This window comes from Telluria sp. RT2P19 (genome assembly GCF_059685725.1).
Genome location: NZ_JCASIL010000005.1, coordinates 107,569 through 130,868, shown reverse-complemented (window position 1 = coordinate 130,868; position 23,300 = coordinate 107,569). Strand labels below are relative to the sequence as shown.

Annotated in this window: 16 protein-coding genes and 2 tRNA genes; 12 read left to right on the top strand and 6 right to left on the bottom strand. The window is 63.7% G+C overall.

All coding sequences use genetic code 11. The annotated features are described in order from the left end of the window. Positions 1 to 118: 118 nt before the first annotated feature. From AC56KW_RS08715 to AC56KW_RS08695, 5 genes are all read left to right on the top strand, one after another. Positions 119 to 2,266: a M3 family metallopeptidase gene (locus tag AC56KW_RS08715; RefSeq protein WP_497170336.1), complete on the top strand. Its 2,148-nt coding sequence runs from the start codon at positions 119 to 121 to the stop codon at positions 2,264 to 2,266. A 90-nt stretch (positions 2,267 to 2,356) separates the two neighbouring features. Beyond that, entirely contained in the window at positions 2,357 to 4,480 is a 2,124-nt protein-coding gene (locus AC56KW_RS08710) for a M3 family metallopeptidase (RefSeq protein WP_497170335.1), read from the top strand. Positions 4,481 to 4,541: 61 nt separating this feature from the next. Beyond that, the gene (locus tag AC56KW_RS08705; protein ID WP_497170334.1) at positions 4,542 to 6,701 is read left to right on the top strand and encodes a M3 family metallopeptidase; all 2,160 of its coding nucleotides are present in this window, start codon (positions 4,542 to 4,544) and stop codon (positions 6,699 to 6,701) included. A gap of 172 nt (positions 6,702 to 6,873) precedes the next feature. Beyond that, positions 6,874 to 7,158, top strand: a complete 285-nt coding sequence (locus AC56KW_RS08700) for a DUF4404 family protein (protein WP_137171525.1) — start codon at positions 6,874 to 6,876, stop codon at positions 7,156 to 7,158. 92 nt (positions 7,159 to 7,250) lie between these two features. Beyond that, a complete protein-coding gene (locus AC56KW_RS08695) occupies positions 7,251 to 9,530 on the top strand; it encodes a YgiQ family radical SAM protein (RefSeq protein ID WP_497170333.1) in 2,280 nt (759 codons plus the stop codon). Here AC56KW_RS08695 and AC56KW_RS08690 read toward each other — a convergent pair whose 3' ends face one another. Next, positions 9,531 to 10,733 (bottom strand): AI-2E family transporter, encoded by a 1,203-nt coding sequence (locus AC56KW_RS08690; protein WP_497170332.1) that lies wholly within the window; start codon positions 10,731 to 10,733, stop codon positions 9,531 to 9,533. After that, positions 10,730 to 11,185 carry a cyclic nucleotide-binding domain-containing protein gene (locus AC56KW_RS08685; protein WP_497170331.1) on the bottom strand — a complete coding sequence of 152 codons (456 nt, stop codon included), beginning with the start codon at positions 11,183 to 11,185 and terminating at the stop codon, positions 10,730 to 10,732. The genes AC56KW_RS08690 and AC56KW_RS08685 overlap by 4 nt, the downstream gene beginning before the upstream one ends. Before the next feature lie 274 nt (positions 11,186 to 11,459). Between AC56KW_RS08685 and AC56KW_RS08680 the strand changes: the two genes are divergently transcribed. After that, positions 11,460 to 12,611, top strand: a complete 1,152-nt coding sequence (locus tag AC56KW_RS08680; RefSeq protein WP_497170330.1) for a GGDEF domain-containing protein — start codon at positions 11,460 to 11,462, stop codon at positions 12,609 to 12,611. 75 nt (positions 12,612 to 12,686) lie between these two features. Here AC56KW_RS08680 and AC56KW_RS08675 read toward each other — a convergent pair. Both AC56KW_RS08675 and AC56KW_RS08670 read right to left on the bottom strand, forming a co-directional pair. After that, positions 12,687 to 12,763: transfer RNA gene (locus tag AC56KW_RS08675), tRNA-Asp, on the bottom strand. 40 nt (positions 12,764 to 12,803) lie between these two features. Beyond that, positions 12,804 to 12,879, bottom strand: a tRNA-Val gene (locus AC56KW_RS08670). A 393-nt stretch (positions 12,880 to 13,272) separates the two neighbouring features. On the opposite strand from AC56KW_RS08670, the gene AC56KW_RS08665 reads away from it, so the two are divergent. The 5 genes from AC56KW_RS08665 (at position 13,273) to AC56KW_RS08645 (ending at position 20,097) form a co-directional block, all read left to right on the top strand. After that, complete coding sequence (locus AC56KW_RS08665) at positions 13,273 to 15,501, top strand: TonB-dependent receptor (RefSeq protein ID WP_497170329.1); 2,229 nt, start codon at positions 13,273 to 13,275, stop codon at positions 15,499 to 15,501. 458 nt (positions 15,502 to 15,959) lie between these two features. After that, positions 15,960 to 17,321 carry a group II intron reverse transcriptase/maturase gene (gene ltrA / locus AC56KW_RS08660; RefSeq protein ID WP_497170478.1) on the top strand — a complete coding sequence of 454 codons (1,362 nt, stop codon included), beginning with the start codon at positions 15,960 to 15,962 and terminating at the stop codon, positions 17,319 to 17,321. A 281-nt stretch (positions 17,322 to 17,602) separates the two neighbouring features. Beyond that, entirely contained in the window at positions 17,603 to 17,746 is a 144-nt protein-coding gene (locus AC56KW_RS08655; protein ID WP_497170328.1) for a hypothetical protein, read from the top strand. A gap of 291 nt (positions 17,747 to 18,037) precedes the next feature. Continuing rightward, positions 18,038 to 19,126, top strand: coding sequence for a DNA polymerase IV (gene dinB / locus AC56KW_RS08650; protein ID WP_497170327.1), 1,089 nt, complete (start codon positions 18,038 to 18,040; stop codon positions 19,124 to 19,126). A gap of 74 nt (positions 19,127 to 19,200) precedes the next feature. Further along, positions 19,201 to 20,097 carry a recombination-associated protein RdgC gene (locus tag AC56KW_RS08645; RefSeq protein ID WP_137171516.1) on the top strand — a complete coding sequence of 299 codons (897 nt, stop codon included), beginning with the start codon at positions 19,201 to 19,203 and terminating at the stop codon, positions 20,095 to 20,097. A 60-nt stretch (positions 20,098 to 20,157) separates the two neighbouring features. On the opposite strand, the gene AC56KW_RS08640 is transcribed toward AC56KW_RS08645, so the two are convergent. Both AC56KW_RS08640 and AC56KW_RS08635 read right to left on the bottom strand, forming a co-directional pair. Next, positions 20,158 to 21,801 carry a catalase gene (locus AC56KW_RS08640; RefSeq protein WP_497170326.1) on the bottom strand — a complete coding sequence of 548 codons (1,644 nt, stop codon included), beginning with the start codon at positions 21,799 to 21,801 and terminating at the stop codon, positions 20,158 to 20,160. Positions 21,802 to 21,916: 115 nt separating this feature from the next. Then, positions 21,917 to 22,402, bottom strand: a complete 486-nt coding sequence (locus AC56KW_RS08635; protein WP_497170325.1) for an asparaginase domain-containing protein — start codon at positions 22,400 to 22,402, stop codon at positions 21,917 to 21,919. Positions 22,403 to 22,537: 135 nt separating this feature from the next. On the opposite strand from AC56KW_RS08635, the gene AC56KW_RS08630 reads away from it, so the two are divergent. After that, positions 22,538 to 23,293 carry an L-asparaginase gene (locus AC56KW_RS08630; protein WP_497170324.1) on the top strand — a complete coding sequence of 252 codons (756 nt, stop codon included), beginning with the start codon at positions 22,538 to 22,540 and terminating at the stop codon, positions 23,291 to 23,293. The last annotated feature ends 7 nt before the right edge of the window (positions 23,294 to 23,300 follow it).

The window sequence follows — 23,300 nt, the reverse complement described above, 5'->3', positions numbered from 1 at the left end:
TTGCAATACTTTTTAATTGTTACGGTGGGCATGCAAGCCTGCTATGATCTTTAGCGCACTGCTGTCGAGCTGGCCCGAAGCCGGACCGCGGCACCTTCCCAAGTTCGCGAAAGACTCCATGACCCGTCCACAACTGCTCATCGTCGCAGCCAGCGTGGCGCTGGCGCATGCAAGCGCAATTGCCGCCCCCGCCGCTCCCGTCCTCGACGCCTCCAATCCCTTCGCCAAGCCCAGCAGCCTGCCGCTGAACTACCCGGCCTTCGACAAGATCAAGGACGCGCACTTCCTGCCCGCCTTCAACGCCGGCATGCGCGAAGAGCTGCGCGAAGTCGGCGCGATCGCCAATGACAAGGCCGCGCCGACGTTCGAGAACACCATCGTGGCGCTGGAACGTTCGGGCCAGTTGCTGGCGCGCGTGTACGCGACCTTCTCGAACCTGCAGGGCGCCAACACCAACGATACGCTGGACGCGGTCGACCGCGAGATGTCGCCCAAGCTGGCGGCCCATTCCGACGCCATCCATCTGAATCCGAAGCTGTTCGCGCGCGTCAAGGCGCTGCACGACAAGCGCGACACGCTGGGCCTGGACGCCGAGTCGGTCCATCTGCTCGAGCGCTACTACAAGGAATTCGTGCGCGCCGGCGCCAACCTGTCGCAAGCCGACCAGGCCAAGCTGAAGAAATTCAATGGCGAGATCGCCTCGTTGCAATCCGACTTCCAGCAGCGCGTACTGAAAGGCGCGAACGCCGCGGCCCTGATCGTGGACACCCGCGCCGAACTGGCGGGCATGAGCGACGCCGAGATCAACACCGCCGCCGACGAAGCGGCGAAGCGCGGTCAAAAAGGCAAGTTCGCGATCCCGATCGTGAACACCTCGAGCCAGCCGGCGCTGTCGGTGCTCACCAACCGCGCCACCCGCGAGCGCCTGATGAAGGCGTCGCTGGAGCGCGGCACCCATGGCGGCCAGTTCGACACCACCAGGCAGGTGCTGCGCCTGGCCAAGCTGCGCGCCGAGCGCGCCGTGCTGCTGGGTTACCCGAACTTCGCGGCCTATTCGCAGGAACTGGAAACCGCGCGCAACCCGGCCGCCGTCAACAAGCTGCTGGGCGACCTGGCCGCGCCTGCCGTGAACAACGCCAAGAAGGAAGCGGCCGAGATCCAGAAGGTCATCGACAAGGAAGGCGGAAAATTCCAGGTCGCCTCCTGGGACTGGCCGATGTACCAGGACAAGGTGCGCGCCGCGACGTTCAACTTCGACGAGAGCCAGCTGCGTCCTTACTTCGAACTGAACCGCGTGCTGGTCGACGGCGTGTTCTTCGCCGCCACCCGCGAATTCGGCATCACCTTCAAGCAGCGCAAGGATCTTCCGGTGTACAACCCGGACGTGACCGTGTACGACATCTTCGACGTCGACGGCAAGCCGCTGGCGATCTTCATCTTCGATCCTTATGCACGCGGCAACAAGCAGGGCGGGGCCTGGATGAACGAATACGTCTCGCAGTCGCACCTGCTGGGCCACAAGCCGGTGATCGGCAACCACCTGAACATCCCCAAGCCGCCCGCGGGCGAGCCGACCCTGCTGACCTACGATGAAGTGGTCACCACTTTCCACGAGTTCGGCCACGCGCTGCACGGCATGTTCTCGGACGTGAAGTATCCGAAGTTCTCGGGCACCAGCGTGCCGCGCGACTTCGTCGAGTATCCGTCGCAGGTCAACGAGATGTGGGTGACCTATCCGGAAGTGCTGGCCAACTACGCCAAACACCACGAGACCGGCGCGCCGATGCCGAAGGACCTGCTGGACAAGGTGGTCGCTTCCAAGAAGTTCGCGCAAGGCTACCGCACCACCGAATACCTGGCCGCGGCGCTGCTCGACCAGCGCTGGCACCAGCTGACGCCAAGCCAGGTGCCGGGCGACGTGCTGTCGTTCGAAGCCAAGGCGCTGCAGGACGCCGGCGTGGCCTATCCGCCGGTGCCGCCACGCTATCGCACCGGTTACTTCTCGCACTCGATGGGCGGCGGCTATTCGGCCGGCTACTACGCCTACCTGTGGAGCGAACGCCTGGACGCCGAGACCGTCAAGTGGTTCGGCGAAAACGGCGGCCTGTCGCGCAAGAACGGCGACCACTTCCGCAAGACCCTGCTGTCGCGCGGCGGTACCGCCGAAGCGATGGACCTGTTCCGCAACTTCCGCGGCCGCGATCCGGAAATCGGACCGCTGCTCGAGCGCCGCGGCCTGGTCGAGACCAAGCCCGCAGCAAACTGATCACATGCCGCCCCCTGTGCCGTCACGAGCGGCGCAGGGGACGGCATATTGTTGTCAGCACTTCTTTCCCTACAACGTACAAGAGACTCCATGAATCGTCCACAACTGCTGCTGATCGCAGCCAGCGTCGCAATGGCCACCTTCTCCTTCGCCCAACCGGCCGAGGCAGCCCTGGCGGCATCGAACCCGTTCGCCAAGCCAAGCACCCTGCAATACGGCTATCCGGCCTTCGACAAGATCAAGAACGAGCACTTCGCACCGGCGTTTGCCGAAGGCATGCGCCAGCAAGCGGCCGAGGTCGCGAATATCGCCGACAACAAGGCCGCGCCGACATTCGACAACACGATCGTGGCAATGGAACGTTCGGGCGAACTCCTGACGCGCGTGCGCTCGGTGTTCTACACCCTGACCGGTTCGTATACCAACGACACCCTGCAGGCGCTGGACAAGGAACTGGCGCCGAAATTCGCCGCCCACGGCGATGCGATCCGCCTGAATCCGAAGCTGTTCGCGCGCATCAAGACGCTGCACGACAAGCGCGACTCGCTGAAGCTGGACGCGGAGTCGAAGTTCCTGCTCGAGCGCTACTACAAGGACTTCGTGCGCTCGGGCGCCAACCTGTCGGACGCCGACAAGGCCAAGCTGAAGGGCTATAACGCCCAGCTGGCGGCCCTGCAGACCCAGTTCAGCCAGAATGTGCTGAAGGAAGTGAACGCCTCGGCCTTCGTGGTCGACACCCGCGAAGAGCTGGCCGGCCTGCCCGAGAAGGCGATCGAAGCCGCCGCCAACGAAGCGAAAAAGCGCGGCCTGGACGGCAAGTTCGTGATCCCGGTAGTGAACACCACCCAGCAGGCGCCGCTGGCCGTGCTGACCAACCGTAACGTGCGCGAAAAGCTGCTGACCACCTCGATGATCCGCGGCAGCCGCGGCGGCGAATTCGACAACCGCAACGTCGTGCTGCAGCTGGCCAAGCTGCGCGCCGAACGCGCCGAGCTGCTGGGCTACGAAAACTACGCGGCCTATTCGCTCGAAGACCAGACCGCGAAAAACACCGCCTCGGTCAACAAGCTGCTGGGCGACCTGACCGCGCCGGCCGTGCGCAACGCCAAGAAGGAAGCCGCCGAGATCCAGCAGGTAATCGACGCCGAGAAGGGTGGCTTCCAGCTGGCCGCCCAGGACTGGAGCATGTACAGCGACAAGGTGCGCGCCGCCAAGTACGCGTTCGACGCCAACCAGCTCAAGCCATATTTCGAACTGAACAACGTGCTGGAGAAGGGCGCCTTCTTCGCCGCCACCCAGCTGTGGGGCATCACCTTCAAGCAGCGCACCGACCTGCCGACCTATGACGCCGACGTGCGCGTGTACGACGTGTTCGAGGAAAACGGCGAGCACCTGGCGATCTTCGTGATCGACCCGTATGCGCGTTCGAACAAGCGCGGCGGCGCCTGGATGAGCTCCCTGGTCGAACAGAGCTTCCTGCTCAACCAGAAGCCGGTCATCACCAACAACCTGAACCTGACCAAGCCTGCCGCCGGCGAACCGACCCTCTTGACCTGGGACGAAGTACGCACCACCTTCCACGAACTGGGCCACGCCACCCACGGCTGGTTCTCGAAGGTGAAGTACCCGCGCTTCTCGGGCACCAGCGTGCCGCGCGACTACGTCGAGCTGCCATCGCAGGTCTACGAGATGTGGATGGCCTGGCCTGAAGTCATGGCCAACTACGCCAAGCACTACCAGACCGGCGAGCCGATGCCGAAGGAACTGCTGGACAAGCTGCGCGCCGCCCAGCGCTTCAACGAAGGCTACCGCACCACCGAGTACCTGGCGGCCGCGGTGCTGGACCAGAAATGGCACCAGCTGGGTTCGAAAGCCATCCCGACCGACGTGATCGCGTTCGAGAAGCAGGCGTTGAAGGATGCGGGCCTGGACTTCGCGCCGGTGCCGCCACGCTACCGCAGCACCTACTTCTCGCACGCCATGGGCGGCGGCTACTCGGCCGGCTACTACAGCTACCTGTGGGCCGAACGCCTGGACGCCGATGCCGGCGAATGGTTCAAGGAAAACGGCGGCCTGCTGCGCAAGAACGGCGACGTCTTCCGCGAGAAAGTGCTGTCGAAGGGCGGCACCATGGACGCGGTCGAGATGTACCGCGCGTTCCGTGGCCGCGACCCGGTCATCGAACCGCTGCTGGAACGCCGTGGCCTGAACTGATCGACCCGAAAGAGCCGGCCCGCGCGCCGGTTCTTTTTCTTATTTTCACAACGAGACAACCATGAAACGTACCCATTTCCTGCTGGCCGCCGCCGTGAGCGCGGCAGTCCTGAACATCGCCCACGCCGCGCCGGCCGCGCAGGCCACGGCACCGGTCGCCGCCTCGGCCAGGTTCGACGCATCGAACCCGTTCGCGAAAGAGAGCACGCTGCCGTTCAACTACCCGGCCTGGGACAAGATCCGCAACGAGCACTTCGCGCCGGCCTATATGGAAGGCATGCGCCAGCACGCACTTGAAATCGACAAGATCGCCAACAACAAGGCCGCGCCGACGTTCGAGAACACCATCGTCGCGATGGAGCGCTCGGGCCGCATGCTGTCGCGCGTGAGCACCGCCTTCGGCACCCTGTCGGGTTCCTACACCAACGACACCCTGATCGCCCTGGGCCGCGAGATGGCGCCGAAGCTGTCGCAGCACAGCGACGCGATCCGCCTGAACGGCAAGCTGTACCAGCGCATCAAGACCCTGTACGACAAGCGCGACAGCCTCAAGCTCGACGCCGAATCGGCCTACCTGCTGGACCGCTACAACAACGACTTCGAACGCGCCGGCGCCAAGCTGTCGGATGCGGATAAAGAGAAGCTGAAGGATTACAACAGCAAGCTGGCCGCCCTGCAGACCCAGTTCGCCCAGAACACGCTGAAGGAAGCCAACGCCTCGGCGCTGGTAGTCGACACCCGCGCCGAGCTGGCCGGCATGAGCGACAAGGCGATCGACGCCGCGGCAAGCGAAGCCAAGAAGCGCGGCCTGGACGGCAAGTTCGTGATCCCCGTGGTGAACACCACCCAGCAAGCGGCCCTGTCGGTGCTGACCAACCGCGACACCCGCGCCAAGCTGCTGTCGGCCTCGATGGCGCGCGGCAGCCGCGGCGGCGAGTTCGACACCCGCCAAATCGTGCTCTCGATCGCCAAGCTGCGCGCCGAGCGCGCGGTGCTGCTGGGCTACCCGAACCACGCCGCCTACAACCTGGAAGAGCAGACCGCGAAGACCACCGACGCCGTCAACAGCCTGCTGGCGGAACTGGCCACGCCGGCCGTCAACAACGCGAAGAAAGAAGCGGCCGACATCCAGAAGGTGATCGATGCCGAGAAAGGTGGCTTCAAGGCCGCCGCCCACGACTGGGCCTTCTACAGCGACAAGGTGCGCGCCCAGCGCTACGCCTTCGACGCCGGCCAGCTGCGTCCTTACTTCGAGATCAACCGGGTGCTGGTAGATGGCGTGTTCTTCGCCGCCAACAAGGAATTCGGCCTGACCTTCAAGGAGCGCAAGGACCTGCCGGGCTACAACGAAGACGTGCGCATGTTCGACGTGTTCGACGCCGACGGCAAGCAGCTGGCGATCTTCACCTTCGACCCGTATGCGCGCTCGAACAAGCGCGGCGGCGCCTGGGCCAACGCCTGGGTCCCGCAATCGAAGCTGCTGGGCACCAAGCCGGTCATCGCCAACAACCTGAACGTGGCCAAGCCGGCCGCCGGCGAACCGACCCTCTTGACCTACGACGAAGTGCGCACCACCTTCCACGAGTTCGGCCACGCGCTGCACGGCATGTTCTCGGATGTGCAGTACCCGCGCTTCTCGGGTTCGCGCGTGCCGCGCGACTACGTCGAGTTCCCGTCGCAGGTAAACGAGATGTGGATGGCCTGGCCTGAGGTGCTGGCCAACTACGCCAAGCACTACCAGACCGGCGAGCCGATGCCGAAGGAACTGCTCGACAAGGTGCAGGCGTCGTCGCAGTTCAACGAAGGCTTCCGCACCACCGAGTACCTGGCCGCGGCGCTGCTGGACCAGGCCTGGCACCAGCTGGCGCCGAACCAGATCCCGCAAGACGTGCTGGCTTTCGAGGCTGAAGCGCTCAAGAAGGCCGGCGTCGACTTCGCCCTGGTGCCGCCGCGCTACCGCAGCACCTACTTCTCGCACACCTTCTCGGGCGGCTACTCGGCCGGCTACTACGGCTACCTGTGGGCCGAGAAGCTGGACGCCGACACCGTCGAGTGGTTCAAGGCCAACGGCGGCCTGACCCGCAAGAACGGCGACCACTTCCGCAAGACCCTGCTGTCGCGCGGCGGCACGCTCGATGCGATGCAGATGTACCGCAATTTCCGCGGCAAGGATGCGGATATCAAGCCGTTGCTGGAGCGTCGTGGTCTGACCGGCCAGTGATGGAGTTCGCGCCGGTCATGGTGACGTGACCGGCGTGGTGGTTCGTCGAGAAGCTTGGGCTCCCGCCTCCGCGGGAGCCCAAGTGCATTGCAGGCCGCCGGCACCTACAGCCGTGTTCCTGCTCCCGCCCCCCGTGGCTTACAATGAAATCGAGCCAATACCGGAGAACACGATGCAACCCGAACACGATGCCGACCTGAAGGCACGCCTGAAAGCCCTGCACCGCGAGCTGCAAGAGACGGGCGAGACTGATGTCGAACTGGAAACCCTGCTGCGCCAGCTCGATGGCGACATCGAGAAAGTGCTCGAGCGCCGCGCCGAGCAGCAGCTCGACGCCAATACCTACGGCCTGGGTTCGCGCACCCAGGAACTGGCGGCACGCTTCGCCGCCCGCCACCCGCGCGTCGAGTCAGGCCTGCGCGAACTGGGGCAAATCCTCTCCAATATGGGCATCTAGCGTAGGCATCCACGCCACAAGTCGTTGATTTTAAGCCATTTTTCGGGCGGCTTCGGTGCCCCAAAAATGGTTTTCCGGTACAATGCCGGCCAATGAACTCCCCAGCCAATCTCTTTGCGACGGTCGCCAAGCGCTCCAGCCGCGCCGCCGCCGCACCTTTTCTCCCGATGTCCCGCGCCGAAATGGACAAGTTGGGCTGGGATTCGTGCGACATCATCCTGGTTACCGGTGACGCCTACATCGACCACCCGAGCTTCGGCATGGCCCTGGTCGGCCGCCTGCTCGAGGCGCAAGGCTACCGCGTCGGCATCATCAGCCAGCCCGACTGGACTTCGGTCGAGCCGTTCCGCGCACTGGGTAAACCCAATCTGTACTGGGGCATCACTGCCGGCAACATGGACTCGATGGTCAACCGCTACACGGCCGACCGCAAGATCCGTTCCGACGACGCCTACACCCCGAACGCCGAGCCGAACAAGCGCCCCGACCGCGCCGTGACCGTGTATTGCCAGCGCGCCCGCGAAGCCTTCCCCGGCGTGCCGGTGATCGCCGGCAGCATCGAAGCCTCGCTGCGCCGCATCGCCCACTACGATTACTGGTCCGATAAAGTGCGCCGCTCGGTGCTGTTCGAATCCAAGGCCGACCTGCTCATCTTCGGCAATGCCGAACGCGCGCTGGTCGACGTCACGCGCCGCATCGCGGCCGGCGAAAACATCAGGAACATCCGCGACCTGCGCGGCACCGCCTTCCTGGTGCCGCAGGGTTGGCTGCCGGACGAAGAATGGAGCGTGCACAATTCCACCCGCGTGGACGTGCCGGGCCGCATCGACAAGCAGCCGAACCCCTACGCGATGGCGCTCGAAGACCCGAAAGCCTGCGCGCTGGACAACGCCGCGCCGGAGCCGGAAGTAAAACCGGTGGTGATCATGACGCGCGAGCAGCGCCAGGCCGCGGCGCGCGAAAAGGCCGCCAAGACCGTGGTGCGCCTGCCTTCCTTCGAGACCGTCAGCGAAGACCCGGTGATGTATGCGCACGCGTCGCGCGTGTTCCACCTCGAATCGAACCCGGGCAATGCCCGTGCGCTGGTGCAGGCCCATGGCGACCGTGACGTCTGGCTGAATCCGCCGCCGTTGCCGCTGGCGATGGACGAGATGGACAACGTGTACGACCTGGCCTATGCCCGCGCGCCGCACCCGAGCTATGGCAAGGCCCATATCCCGGCCTGGGAAATGATCCGCTATTCGGTCAACATCATGCGCGGCTGCTTCGGCGGCTGCACCTTCTGCTCGATCACCGAGCACGAAGGCCGCATCATCCAGAGCCGCTCGGAGCCGTCGATCCTGCGCGAGATCGAGCTGATCCGCGACACGACCAAGAACTTTGCCGGCACCATCACCGACCTGGGCGGCCCGACGGCGAATATGTACCGCCTGGCCTGCAAGGACAAGAAAATCGAGGAAAGCTGCCGCCGCCTGTCGTGCGTGTATCCGACCATCTGCAGCAACCTGGGCACCGACCACGGCAAGCTGATTTCGCTGTACCGCAAGGCGCGCGCGATCCCCGGCATCAAGAAGATCCTGATCGGTTCCGGCCTGCGCTACGACCTGGCGGTGCGCTCGCCCGAGTACGTCAAGGAACTGGTGACCCACCACGTGGGCGGCCTGCTCAAGATCGCGCCCGAACATACCGAAGCCGGCACCTTGTCGAAGATGATGAAGCCGGGCATCGGCGCCTATGACGAGTTCAAGCGCCTGTTCGACAAGTATTCGCTCGAAGCGGGCAAGAAGCAGTACCTGATCCCGTACTTCATCGCGGCCCATCCCGGCTCGACCGACGAGGACATGCTGAACCTGGCGCTGTGGCTCAAGAAGAACAACTTCAAGCTCGACCAGGTGCAGACCTTCACGCCGACGCCGATGGCGATGGCGACGACCATGTACCACTCGCGCAAGAACCCGCTGGCCAAGGTGACCGAGGATTCGGAAGTCGTCGAGACCGCCAAGAGCGGCAAGACGCGCAAGCTGCACAAGGCTTTCCTGCGCTACTACGATCCGGAGAACTGGCCGATCCTGCGCGAAGGGCTCAAGCGCATGGGACGTTCTGACCTGATCGGCAATGGCGAGCGGCATTTGATTCCGCCGCCGGGCGGCGAGTTGCCGGGTGCGCCGCGCGAAGAGCGTCGTCCTGTCGGCGCGCCGCCGAAAGGCCGCGTGGTCGAGGTGGCGCCCAAGCGCGCCGCGGGTGCTGGCCAGCGTAGCGAGCGCCGCAACGACCGCGCATCGGCGGGCACGCCATTCATGGCGCCGCCTTCCAAGGTCAAGCCGTCGATCCTGTCGACCATCAAGTCCAAGCCGAAGACCGTCAGGAAGTAATCACTCCTTGGACGTCGCGCCCAGCGTCGCGTTGGGCGTCGGCGCCCCGCGCCTTTCGCGCGCGATATCCAGGTCGACGCTGGCCTGCCTGGTCCGCAGGGCGCGCGCATACCGGTGCCGCGCCCGCAGCCGCGGATTGGTCACCAGCGTGCCCAGTGTCTCGCCGATCACCATCACCACCCCCAGCAGAGGCAGCACCAGCATCAGCCCCACCACGCCCGCCAGCATGCCGCCGATGAAGATCATCAGCACCGTCACCAGCGGGTGGATGTGCAGGCTGCGCCCCAGGGTCAACGGCATGAACAGGAAATCGTCCAGCAGGCGCACCAGGACGAATACCCCGATCGCCCCATAGGCCATCAGCGGATTGCCCGGTGCATCGGTCGACGCCACGATCACCACCAGCACGCAGCCGGCAATCGAGCCGACGAACGGCACCCAGGCCAGCACGGCCGAAATCAGACCCAGTAACAATGGCGACGATACGCCGATCACCCACAGACCCAGCGCCAGCACCAGCGTGTCGAGCACGGTCAGTTTCAACAATCCCTCGAAGTAGCGCCGTGCGGTCTGGTCGACTTCGTGCAGCAGGTAGAGCGCGCGTTCGAAGTACGCGTTCGGCACCGCGCGCGCCAGGAACTTCTTGAAGCGCACGCCGTCGCGCAGCAGGAAGAAGGTGAGGAAGGGCGCCAGCAGCAGCGACGGCACCCAGGTCACGACGCCGACCACGATGTCGCCCAGGTGGTTCTGGGCGAAGTCGTTGGTATAGGTGGTGAAGGCCATGTCGACGATCGAGGTCAGCCGCATCTCGGCCAGGATCGGGAAACGCGCCTCGAGCATGGCCAGCGAGTTGCGGACAAAAGCCAGGCCGCCGTCCAGGTACAGGCCAATGGTCGCTTCCCAGGAGTCTTCTTCGGGGCCGTTGCTCCAGCTCATGGTTACCGCCAGTACCAGCGCGGCCAGCGCAAGGAACAGCGTGCAGACCCAGGTAGTGGCCGCATTGCGGCTGAAGCCGGCGCGCACCATGCGCTGCGTCGGGCCCAGCAGGATGTAGTACAACACGGTGCCGAAGATAAAGGGAAGGAACAACCACAGCAGTTCCTTGACGACCAGCAACAGCAGGCAGGTGGCGCCGACGATGCCGGTCCAGACCACCGGGCCGGCACGCTCGGGGCCGTTGGCAATGCCTGACACTGGACTCATAGCGCTTCCAGCTGCGGCCGCCCCGTACCCATCCATTCGCGCAGGCGCAGGCCGATGTGGCGCGCCAGCGCCAGCGAGATCTTGTAGCCGAGGACGGCGTCGGTTTCCATCAGGCCCAGGAAGTCGGCGCGGAAGAACACCGCCACCTCGCACGGCTCGAGCGCGCGCGCCTGGGCGTTGCGGGGTGAGTTGTCGAGCAGGGCCAGGTCGCCGAAGAAGCCGCCCGGCTCGAGCTCGGCCACCACCTGGGTCATGCCCTCGTGCAGGCGGCTGATGCGCATCCGGCCGTTCATCAGCAGATAGAGCGCCTGGCCTTCCTCGCCCTCGTCGAAAACGATCTCGTCCTTCAGGTAGCGACGCTCGTGCAATAAGCCGTCGACAATCTTCAGCTCCAGCGGCGTCAGTGCACTGAACAGCGATGAACTCTTCAGCCGGTGCAGTCGCGGCGACATCCGAGGGGGCTTCAGGAAACGAAAAATCACGTGGTGCTCCGGCGTGGTGCGATATGTTGTCTGTTTGATTATCTCCGATCGGATGCTGCTACGCATCAAAAAGCTGCACCCGTGCACAACACTGTGGTGAGTTGTCCATAGGATTCCAAACGTGCGCGCCATATCGATCGAAAGCGTGTAACATAAATTCCTTGCGGCAACAGTAGTTGCACGATTTATATGTGCCATGAGAGCCCTCGGGCCTGGCTCGGCCAACGTTCCGAAGAGGACAGGCGTGATCGATACACAGACTTTTCTTCTTGCGCTCGGGATCGGTAACGTCGGCTTTGCGATCCTGATGGCGGGATATACCCACGGCGCGGCCCGCAATCCAGGCTTGCAACTGTGGATGTGGGCACGCCTGGGCATGGGCCTGAGCCAGTTGATCGGCTGGGCCCGCCCGATGCTGGGCCTGCCGTTCCTGGGCGGCCTCGAGGGCATCGGCTGGATCCTCGCGGTGTCGCTCGAGATGGCGGCCTATTGCGTCTTCTTCGGCTTCACACGCTGGGGCCGGGTGCTGTTGCCGATCACCGTGCTGTCGTCCGCGGTGGTGATCGCGGCCGGCAGCCACGGCGCCAGCCATGCCGAGCTGAGCGCGCTGGTGGCCGGCGTGGTGGCGCTGTTCGCCGCCGCCATGGCCTGGGTGCTGCTGCGCCGGCGCCATGCGTCCCTGCTGCAGCGGATCATCGGCATCAATGACGCGCTGTTCGCCTTCGCGGCATCGCTGTGGGCCGGCTCGATCCTGCTGGGCAAGGGACCGTTCGACCACGTGCTGGCGCGCGAGGCCGCCTACCTGGCCGGCTACCTGCTCATGATCGTCAACGGCTTCGGCTTCATGTTGCTGTGCAAGCAGAAGGACGACGCACGCATGGCGCGACTGGCCTCGACCGATTGCCTGACCGGCCTGCCCAACCGCCATGCCTTCCTGGAACGCGCCGAGCGCGCGCGCCTGGCCGCCCAGCGCCATCGCCAATGCGTCGCGCTGATGATGATCGACATCGACCACTTCAAGCAGATCAACGACCGCTGGGGCCATGCCAGCGGCGACGACGCGCTCAAGGTGTTTGCCCGCACCGCGCGCGACGTGATGCGCGAGCACGAGACCATCGGCCGCCTGGGCGGAGAGGAATTCGCCATGATGCTGCCTGGGGCCGACCTCGACGCTGCGGTGCAGGCGGCCCAGCGCCTGCGCCTGGCGGTGCGCGCGGCCACCGTGATCACCAGCGGGCCGAGCTACACGATGACGGTGAGTATCGGCGTGGTGGTGCTCGATCCGAACGAAGACCTGAGCGCGGCGCTGGCGCGCGCCGACCATGCCTTGTATGCGGCCAAGCGTGCGGGGAGGGATCGGGTGGAACTAGGGGACCCGGTGCGGCGCCGTGCGTGAACGAACATCACGCGACAAAAACGGTGGCGGAAAAAGAAAAAGGGTCCGACGAATCGGACCCTTTTTCCTTGATGCTGGCGGAGCGGACGGGGCTCGAACCCGCGACCCCCGGCGTGACAGGCCGGTATTCTAACCAACTGAACTACCGCTCCGTTTACTCTGATCGTACCTTCGATCAACCATCGAGATGTTTGGTGGGCGCTGAGAGGCTCGAACTCCCGACCTAATCCTTGTAAGGGATCCGCTCTACCAACTGAGCTAAGCGCCCATCTCGGTGGTTTGTCGTCTGACGCTTGTCATTGCGTCCGAAGAGGCCCGAATTATAGAGGCTGGGTTTCAAGGTCTGCAAGGGTTTTTCGAAAAAAATTCGAAAACCTTTTTTAGCCCCCGGCAGGAAGGCCGGAAAGCAGAGTCCGAACTGGCCCATATGCATGTGTTGTAATCAAGGCGCACCAAGGATATTTACTTGCCGTTGTACATACAGATCACGGACAATACCGCCTTTGACAAGTCGGCAATCTTAAAACATCGCAAAGATGCGCGCCTCAGATGCGCGTTGCCGAGGGCGGGCCATATCCGCTCGCGCACCCGGCGGGGGTAGCGTCCATAAGAAGAGGAACGGGGACATCGGTTCTTTTTTTAATCACCAGGAAAACATTCCATGACCAAGATGTCCAAGATGCACAAGCGCGTTACCCGCGCGCATGGCGCAATGCTGGCGCTTTCCGCCTGCGCCGCGCTGCCGATCGCACCGGCGCTGGCCCAGACGAGCGAGCCCGAATCCCTTCAACTGCAATCCGTGACCGTGACGGCCCAGCGCCGCACCGAGAACATCCGCGACGTGCCGGTTTCCGTCACCGCCCTGAAAGGGGATAAACTCGATGTGCTGGTATCCGGCGGCGAAGACATCCGCCTGCTGGCCGGCAAGGTGCCGAGCCTGAACGTCGAGTCGTCGAACGGCCGCACCTTCCCGCGCTTCTATATCCGCGGCTACGGCAACACCGACTTCAACACCTTCGCCTCGCAGCCGGTCTCGCTCGTGTATGACGATATCGTGCAAGAGAACCCGATCCTGAAGGGCTTTCCGATCTTCGACCTGGCCAGCGTCGAAGTGCTGCGCGGCCCGCAGGGCACCCTGTTCGGCCGCAACACCCCGGCCGGCGTCGTGAAATTCGAATCCGAAAAGCCCAACCTGAAGAAGGTCGAGGGCTACTACAACCTGTCGGCCGCCTCGCACTACACGATGAACGCCGAAGGCGCCGTCAACGTGCCGCTGTCGACCAATGTGGCGATGCGCGTGTCGGCCGTCGGCCAGCACCGCGACGACTACATCGACAACTACAGCGACACCGCGATGACCAACAAGCGCGGTGAGCTCGACGGCTACAACGAACACGCCGAACGCGTCCAGTTCTTGTACAGCAAGGACGGCTTCAGCGGCCTGCTGGGCTTCCACCAGCGCCAGACCAACGGCAGCGCACGCCTGTTCCGCGCCAACCTGATCAAGAAAGGCAGCAATACCTTCGCCGACGGCACCGACCTCGACAAGATCGTCACCAACGCGCAGAACTTCCAGAGCCTCAAGACCAACGGCATCAACCTGCGCCTGCAGTGGGACCTGGGCAACTACACGTTGCACTCGATCACCGGCTATGAGCACATCATCGATTACTCGAGCCGCGGCGACATCGACGGCGGCACCCCGGCCGGTCCGGGCGTCATCCCGTTCCAGGTCGAAACCAACGGCTATATCGAGAACCTGGACCAGTACACGCAAGAATTCCGCCTCGAGTCGGCCTACACCGGCCCGTTCAACTGGCAGACCGGCCTGTACTTCTTCGATGAAGACGTGACGGGCGGCAGCGACAACTTCAACAGCACCACCTACGCGCGCACCTCGCGCCTGCGTTCGACCCAGAAGAACGAGGCCTGGGCCGCGTTCGCATCGGCGAGCTACGACCTGACCCCCGACTGGACCATCCGCGGCGGCCTGCGCTACACCAAGGACGAGAAGGAATTCCGCACCATCGAGGCGACCAACGTCGTCCAGATCGGGCCGTCGTCGGTGGAACAGAGCAAGGACAAGATCAGCTGGGACGTGTCGGCCACCTACAAGGTGACCCCGACCGTGAACGTCTACGGCCGCGCCGCCACCGGCTTCCGTGCGCCGAGCATCGCCGCCGCCTCGGCCGAAGTGCCGATCACCGTGGCCGATGCCGAGACCATCAAGTCGGTCGAGCTGGGGGTGAAGGCCGACCTGTTCGACCGCCGCGCCCGCACGTCGTTCTCGATCTACGACTACACGATCGAAGACCAGCAGCTGACCGTGGTCGGTGGTAACTCGAACGTCAACCGCCTGATCAATGCCGACAAGACCAAGGGCAAGGGCGCCGAGTTCGATTTCGAAGCGGCCGTCAGCACCGCCCTGCGCGTGAGTGCCGGCGCCAGCTACAACTACACGCAGATCCGCGACGCCAGCCTGTCGGTGAACAAGTGCGCACAGTGCACCATCACCAATCCGCTGAACGCCGCCGGCCGCGTGATCATCGACGGCAACCCGCTGCCGCAAGCGCCGCGCTGGACCTTCAACGCGACTGCCCGCTATGGCGTGCCGTTCCGTGATGGCGAGCTGTACGTCTTCACCGACTGGTCGTACCGCAGCAAGATCAACTTCTTCCTGTACGAGGCCACCGAGTTCACCGGTGCGCCCCTGACCGAAGGCGGCGTGCGCGTCGGCTATATCTTCGCTGATGGGAAGTACGAAGTCGCCGCGTTCGGCCGCAACATCCTCGACCAGCGCCGCATCACCGGCGCCATCGACTTCAACAACCTGACCGGCTTCACTAATGAGCCGCGCCAGTGGGGTATGCAGTTCAAAGGCAATTTCTGATCGTTTAGAGCGCCTGCTCATCGAGCAAGAGGCCGCGCATTGCGCGGCCTTTTTTTGGTGCGCCCAGCATGGGCGCACTCTTGTGGGTGAAAGTCCCGCCGCGAGCTGACCACAGTGAGCGAAGTGAAGCGCAACTGCGGAAGGGTGACCGACCGTGGGGAGCCATTGCATGCAATGGCGCACGGATCGAAACTGCGAGCCGATGAACAAGAATCGGATACAAGGCGCTGCCGAGCAGGGCGAGCGGGCCAATAACCGCGAAGCCCTTGTGGTCAAGGCGAAGTGGCGTAGATCCGGCGGTTGTGCAGGGAAGGAGTGCGTTCTTACTTGGGGAGATCTCGCCTCGCGCCTGAAAGGGCGACGGAGAAAAAAAAACCGGAGCGAGAAGTCAGCAGAGGCCGTAGTAGCCGCAGTATGGGCGAAGGGCCGAACGAGTAGGAGTATCTGACACCTTGTCGATGAATCGTGTACGGCATCAGATGTCCGCACAAGCGGAGCGGGTCGTGGTAAGGCGGGGTGAAGCCTCGTCCAAAGCGTCCAGTGGTGAAACACGATTCCCACGACAAGAGATGGAAGATGCGGGGCGAGACTTGCTCACGCAAGCGCTCGCGAGGGAGAACATGCAACGCGCGTGGAAACGCGTGAAGGCGAACAAGGGAGCCGCAGGCGTCGATGGTCTGGACATTGCCCAGACCGGACAGCACCTGAAGCACGCTTGGCCGACCATTCAGCAACAACTGATGGAAGGCACGTATCGGCCTTTGCCGGTACGGCGCGTCGGCATTCCGAAGCCGGACGGAAGCGAGCGTGAACTGGGGATACCCACCGTGACGGACCGTTTGATTCAGCAAGCACTATTGCAGGTGCTGCAACCGCTGATCGATCCCACTTTCAGTGAGCACAGCCATGGGTTCCGGCCCGGTCGTCGTGCGCGTGACGCTGTGCTCGCGGCACAGCAGTACGTGCAGGACGGTTACCGCACTGTGGTTGATGTCGATCTGTCGAAGTTCTTTGATCGAGTCAACCACGACATCCTGATCGACCGTGTGAGTAAACGTGTGCACGATGCCGGAGTGATTCGGCTGATACGCGCCTACCTGAACGCAGGAATCATGGATGGCGGTGTGGTGGTCGAGCGCGCCGAGGGAACGCCGCAAGGTGGTCCGCTCTCGCCGCTGCTGGCCAATGTGCCACTCGATGAGGTGGATCGAGAACTGGAGCGACGGGGGCACCGTTTCGCTCGCTATGCTGATGACTGCAACGTATACGTTCGTAGTCGTAAGGCTGGCGAGCGGGTGATGGCCCTGCTCAGGCGTCAGTATGACAAGCTGCACTTGAAGATCAACGAATCGAAAAGTGCGGTAAGCAGTGCGTTTGGCCGCAAGTTCCTGGGTTATGCCTTCTGGGCAGCACCGAAATGCGAGGTTAAGCGGGCAGTGTCAAAACCTGCGCTTGTAGCGTTCCGGCAAAAGATCAGGCAACTCACTCGCCGGTCTGGAGGGCGCAGCATTAGTGAGGTAATTGAACGGCTACGTCCCTATGTACTGGGATGGAAGGGCTACTTCGGATTGGCGCAAACTCCAAGAATCCTGCGAGAGCTGGACGAATGGATGCGCCACCGGATGCGTGCAATCCACTTACGGCAATGGAAGCGGGGCACGACGATCTACCGGGAGCTGCTGAAACTAGGTGCGAAACCGAAGGTGGCGGTATTGGTGGCAGCGAACAGCCGCCGCTGGTGGCGCAACAGCCGATATGCACTGAACAACGGACTGACGATTGCCTACTTTGACCGACTTGGCATGCCTCGTCTCACTTAACCTCAACTACTCGAACCGCCCGGTGCGGGACCCGCATGCCGGGTGGTGTGGGAGGGGACCGGCCAGCTATCTGGCCGCCCCTATCCCGATTCCCGAATGTCGGCGACATGCATGCAGCCGCACCGGCAGGTGCGCTTCGTATTCGAACTACGGCAACGTGGTCGACGTGGCGGCGCTGATGCTGGCGCTGAACACGAACCTGACCCCCCGACGATATCGAAGCGAAGCTCAAGTCGACGACGCGCGCCCTCCCGGCTAGCTGCTCGGGCGGCGCCGGCATCGTGGACGCCGCCGCCGCCACGACCCTGGCCGAGAGCGAGGCGAACAACACCCTCGCCACCGCCGATGTGGTCGGCGCGGGCAACGCCACGGTGACCGGCATTACAGCGGTGGTACTGGCGCGACCAACGGCAAGTACACGGTGAATCTCGGCTGGTAAGAAGCGTCGTCTCGGATGTAGAGCAGTCTCGCACGTCGTCCCCGCAGGCGGGAACCAATGTCGCCAGCGTCTCGATAGCGCTGCAGCCACTGGGTCCCTGTCTTCGCGACGGACGCGTTTTCATCCGGGCGGATGGCGGTCGACGCAAGGCGTTTCTGCCGCCGGCGCCGGCCTGGTGCGCCGGCGGCTTGCGCCAAACGGCATTTCGAACGATACTGTATGCAATTACAGTGTTCGACCCCAGACGGTAATCAAGCCATGGGGCGGCCTCGCCAGCGTGAACGCCCCAGCCCGAAAAATCATCCACTGCGATTGCGATTGCTTCTATGCGTCGGTCGAGATGCGCGACGATCCGTCGCTGCGCGGCCGTCCGCTGGCGGTCGGCGGCCGGCCCGACCAGCGCGGCGTGGTCGCGACCTGCAACTACGAGGCGCGCCGCTACGGCATCCATTCGGCGATGGCCACCGCCACCGCCATCAAGTTGTGTCCTGACCTCTTGGTCATTCCGCCGGCGATGGAGAAGTACCGCATCGCCTCGCGCCAGATCATGGACATCTACCAGGACTACACCGAGATCGTCGAGCCGCTCTCGCTCGACGAGGCCTACCTGGACGTCACCGATTCCCCGCACTGCAAGGGCAGCGCGACCCTGATCGCGCAAGAGATCCGGCGCCGCATTTTCGAGACCGTCGGCATCACTGCCTCGGCCGGCGTGGCGCCGAACAAGTTCGTGGCCAAGATCGCCAGCGACTGGAACAAGCCGGATGGCCTGTTCCTGGTGCGGCCCGACGAAGTCGACGCCTTTGTCGCGGCGCTGCCGGTCAAGAAGCTCCACGGCGTGGGCAAGGTGACGGCCGAAAAGATGAGCCGGCTCGGCCTGCAGACCTGCGCCGACCTGCGCGGCTGGAGCCTGGACCAGCTGCAGGAACACTTCGGCAGTTTCGGCGCGCGCCTGCACGACCTCTCGCGCGGCATCGACCACCGCGAAGTGAACGTCTCGCGCGAGCGCAAGTCGATCAGCACCGAAGAAACCTATACGCCCGACGTGCCCGACCTGGCCGGCTGCATCAAGCTGTTGCCCGACCTGTATGAGCATTTGCTGGGCCGGATCAAGCGCGCGAATGCCGAAAAATTCATCAGCAAGCTGTTCGTGAAAATCAAATTTTCGGACTTCCAGCAGACCACGGTCGAGTGCGTGGGGTACGCGCCACATATCCCGACCTATGCGCGTTTGATGGAAACCGGCTGGGCCCGCGCCAGCCGTCCGGTGCGCCTGCTGGGCGTGGGCGTGCGCCTGGGCGAGTCCGAGACTGTCGAGCAGCTGCGGCTGTTCGACGACGTTCTGGACGATTCGATAAGGTCCTGAGCTTTTTATGCGACGTTGCCATATAGCAGCGTAGAATATCGATCCTTTGAAATACTGACACAACCGGATAACCTATGTGGTTCAAGAATCTACAGATTTACCGTCTGCCGGCCCCATGGGCCTACACCCCTGAACAACTGGAAAAAGCCCTCGAGCCGCAGAGCTTCGTGCCTGCCACCAGCAATGAATTGCTGCGCCAGGGCTGGGATGCGCCGCGCCCGAATGGCGGCCTGGTCCACGTGGTCAACAAGCAGATGCTGATCATGCTGGGCACCGAAAAGAAGCTGCTGCCGGCATCGGTCATCAACCAGGTGGCCAAGGCCAAGGCGGCCGAGATGGAAGAGCAGCAAGGCTTCCCGCCTGGCAAAAAGGCGATGAAAGAACTGAAGGAACGCGTGGCCGACGAACTGCTGCCGCGCGCCTTCACCCTGCGCAGCAATGTCTGGACCTGGATCGACCCGGTCAATGGCTGGCTGGTGGTCGATGCGGCCAGCCCGGCCAAGGCCGACGACGTCGTCAAGCTGCTGCTCAAGGCCGTGGACAAGATGCCGCTGGAGTCGCTGCGCGTGCAGAAGTCGCCGGTGGCCGTGATGACCGGCTGGCTGGAAGCCGACGAAGCGCCGTACGGCTTCACGATCGACCAGGACACCGAGCTGCGCGCGACCGGCGAAAGCCGCGCCGCCGTGCGTTACGTGAAGCACACGCTGGAACCGGACGACATCCGCCGCCACATTGCCGCCGGCAAGCAGTGCACCCGCCTGGCCATGACCTGGAACGACCGCGTCAGCTTCGTGCTGACCGAATCGCTGGCGATCAAGGGCATCAAGCCGCTGGACGTGATCAAGGAAGGCGAGAGCCCAACGTATAACGACGATGAGCGTTTCGATAACGATATCGTGTTGATGACGGGTGAGTTGGCCAAGCTGTTGGCCGATGTGGTCGAGGCCCTGGGCGGCGAAGCCAAGGCGTAAGCAGTAACTGGCGGTGGAGTGGACGGCTTGGCCTTCCACCCCACCGTGTTCAGCGTCACATCATTTTGCCGCGGCGACTTCGTCGCTGGTCGCAGGCTCCGTCTTTCCACCCGCCCCAGCGCCATGCTCCGGCTCCCCGCTGGTATACGTCACCCCCTGCCGATCCTCATGCGGCGCCGGACGGTTCGGCAAGGGCGGCAGCGCCTTCGCCTTTTCCAGGTCGATCCCGGCAATCTGCGCCACCCGGCGGCCGTAGTCCTGGTCGCAGTGCCACAGATGCCACACCATGCGCAGCTGGATCGGCTCCGGGCACTGTTTCAAGTCGCCGCCGACGTTGTTCACCAAGTCGTCGCGTTCCCAGTCCTCGAAGGTGCGGTAGCGCGCGCCCGCCTGCTGGTAGTCGTCGCGCGTGGTCGTCGTCTGGTAGCGGCCCAGGTGGCCTTCGACCCACTGGTGGTATTCATGGCCGGGCTGGTCCGCTTCCTGGTAGCCGCCCATCAGGCTCGGTTCGTAGTTGATGTGCTTGTTTTCATCCTGCGCGCCATCCACGCCATCCACGTAGAACGTCATCTGCCCGTCGCGCTGGTTGGTGCGCGCCCTGGCTTTTTCTTGTGGGGCGTTGATCGGCAGTTGCAGGTAGTTCGGCCCGACGCGATAGCGCTGGGTATCCGAGTACGACAGGGTACGGCCCTGCAGCATCTTGTCGTCTGAAAAGTCGATGCCGTCGACCAGCACGCCGGTGCCGAAGGCCGACTGCTCGGTTTCGGCGAACACATTGTCTGGGTTCTTGTTCAATACCATGCGGCCCACCGGCAACAGCGGGAACTGGTCTTCGGGCCAGCGCTTGGTGTCGTCCAGCGGGTCGAAGTCGAGCTCGGGATGCGGGCCGTCGGCCATGATCTGCACGCAGAATTCCCATTCCGGATAATCGCCGCGCTCGATCGCCTCGTACAGGTCACGCGTGGCATGGCTGGTGTCGCGGCCCTGGATCTCGGCGGCTTGGCTGGCGGTGAGATTGCGCACGCCCTGCTTGGGCTGCCAGTGGAATTTCACCAGGTGCGCGACGCCCTGGTCGTTGACCAGCTTGTAGGTGTTGACGCCCGAACCTTCCATCTCGCGGTAGTTGGCAGGGATGCCCCATGGGCTCTTGACCCAGGTAACCATGTGCAGCGCTTCCGGATGGCTGCAGATGAAGTCGTAAAAGCGCCATGGCTCTTGCTGGTTGGTAACGGGATCGGGCTTGAAGGCGTGGATCATGTCCGGGAACTTGATCGCATCGCGGATAAAAAACACCTTCAGGTTATTGCCCACCAGATCCCAGTTGCCGTCGACGGTTTTCAGCTTGACGGCGAAGCCGCGTGGGTCGCGTGCGGTCTCGGGTGACTCCTTGCCGCCGATCACGGTCGAGAAGCGAACGAATACCGGGGTTCGTACGCCGGTCTCGTTGAGCACACGTGCGCAGGTGTATTTGGAGGCGGGATCGGCGCCGATCTTGCCGTAGGCTTCGAAATAGCCGTGGGCGCCTGTGCCGCGCGCATGCACGACGCGCTCGGGAATGCGCTCGCGGTCGAAGTGGGTGATCTTTTCGATGAACTGGTAGTTCTCGAGCGTGGCCGGGCCGCGTTCGCCGACCGAGCGCAGGGACTGGTTGTCGCGAACGGGATGACCCTGGCGCGTGGTCAGCGTGGGACGCTTCTCATTCATTGCCTTCTCCTTTGATGCGGGTGATCGAGAAGGGTAGTATAGAAAGTCGAACGAGAAGACAGCGCGCGGCTGCCTTCGCCTTTAATCCCTGTCAAACAAATAATGGACCTAGCACTTACAGCTGCTGGAACACCCCTTCGCTGCGGTTCTTGGTCACGTTATCCCACGGGAAAACCTGGCCGTTCATGGCGACGTATACGCCGACCGGCAAGGTCTGCGCCACACCGCAGGCAAAGCCCAGGTTGAACAGCGCGTCCGAGTTGGCGATCGAATACGGGATCATGGCGCCGGTCAGCACGATCGTCTGGTCGAGCTTGGCGGCGCCGAGCACGGCGGCGGTTTCGCGCATGGTGTCGGTGCCGTGGATGATCACGACCGCCTTCTCGCTGGCCGCCTTGCACGAGGCCAGCACGCGCTCGCGGTCGGCATCCTGCATGTCGAGCGAATCGAGCAGCGGCAGCACGTCGAGCGCGACCGGCGCCGTCATGCGGCTGCGCTTGATGACCTCTGGCAGATGGCTCTCAGCAAAGCCGAGTACGCCGTTGAGTTCGTTGTAATGCTTGTCAAAAGTGCCACCGGTGGCGATGAGTCGCAAAGTCATGTTCGTTTATCTATTCGCAGAAAAAAGGTACGTCATGATAGCCGTAAACCATGGTGTATCCGACTGCGACTGCGCTAGAATCGTCCGGATCGGATGAGTACACTCATCGTTTTTCTTCCCTTTATTCTCCCGGCCATGAAAGCAGTCGCTCCCGGCACCGTCATCTTCCACCGCCATCGCGGCTATGGCGTGATTACCCACGTCAACCTGCTGACCGGCTGGATCTCCGCGCGTTTCAACGACGAAGCGCGTGCGCTCGACCTGAACCTGTCGAGCGACGAGGTGCAGCACGCCGACGGCGAGCCGATCCTGTTCCGGCGCGCGCCGCCCGACCGCATGCCGCATGCGCGCCTGATGGCCGTGGTGCGCGCATTGCACGAGGCCGGTTACCAGAAGCTGTACCTGTATGCCTGGCCCAAGCCCTCCGGCCTGCACTGGCGCTGGCACCTGTTCACGGGGCCGCGCAACTGGATGCAGCGCACCTGGCGCGAAGGCTGGTATGGCTCGGGCGCCGAGTACAACAACAATCCCGTGATGGGTTGGGGTGATGTGCCGGGCGCCACCACCGAGGAGCTGATCCACGCGCTGGCGAAGTTCGATCCGCAAGGCCTGGCGCAGGCGCTGGGCCGCGACGAAGACCATACCGCCTGGTTCGCGCAAGCCTGCGAGCTGCTGCTGCCAGGTTACACGTACAGCCTCAATATGGAGCGTCCCGCGGGCGGTGGGCTGGTCGAGGCGCCTGCCGTGCCGATCGTGCCGGTGCGCGCCGGCCTCAAGCCGTACACCGGCCCTGACATCGGCTGGCCGCCGGGCTGGGCGGGGCTCTGGACCGGCACCCATGTGATGCCGGCGCCAAGGATCAGCCTCACGGGCGAACCCGAGCTGCGCTGAGCGCAGC

Coding starts and splice junctions, on each gene's coding strand:
- AC56KW_RS08715 (WP_497170336.1), top strand. CDS start 119: ATGACCCGTCCACAACTGCTCATCGTCGCAGCCAGCGTGGCGCTGGCG.
- AC56KW_RS08710 (WP_497170335.1), top strand. CDS start 2,357: ATGAATCGTCCACAACTGCTGCTGATCGCAGCCAGCGTCGCAATGGCC.
- AC56KW_RS08705 (WP_497170334.1), top strand. CDS start 4,542: ATGAAACGTACCCATTTCCTGCTGGCCGCCGCCGTGAGCGCGGCAGTC.
- AC56KW_RS08700 (WP_137171525.1), top strand. CDS start 6,874: ATGCAACCCGAACACGATGCCGACCTGAAGGCACGCCTGAAAGCCCTG.
- AC56KW_RS08695 (WP_497170333.1), top strand. CDS start 7,251: ATGAACTCCCCAGCCAATCTCTTTGCGACGGTCGCCAAGCGCTCCAGC.
- AC56KW_RS08690 (WP_497170332.1), bottom strand. CDS start 10,733: ATGAGTCCAGTGTCAGGCATTGCCAACGGCCCCGAGCGTGCCGGCCCG.
- AC56KW_RS08685 (WP_497170331.1), bottom strand. CDS start 11,185: ATGTCGCCGCGACTGCACCGGCTGAAGAGTTCATCGCTGTTCAGTGCA.
- AC56KW_RS08665 (WP_497170329.1), top strand. CDS start 13,273: ATGACCAAGATGTCCAAGATGCACAAGCGCGTTACCCGCGCGCATGGC.
- ltrA (WP_497170478.1), top strand. CDS start 15,960: ATGAATCGTGTACGGCATCAGATGTCCGCACAAGCGGAGCGGGTCGTG.
- AC56KW_RS08645 (WP_137171516.1), top strand. CDS start 19,201: ATGTGGTTCAAGAATCTACAGATTTACCGTCTGCCGGCCCCATGGGCC.
- AC56KW_RS08640 (WP_497170326.1), bottom strand. CDS start 21,801: ATGAATGAGAAGCGTCCCACGCTGACCACGCGCCAGGGTCATCCCGTT.
- AC56KW_RS08635 (WP_497170325.1), bottom strand. CDS start 22,402: ATGACTTTGCGACTCATCGCCACCGGTGGCACTTTTGACAAGCATTAC.
- AC56KW_RS08630 (WP_497170324.1), top strand. CDS start 22,538: ATGAAAGCAGTCGCTCCCGGCACCGTCATCTTCCACCGCCATCGCGGC.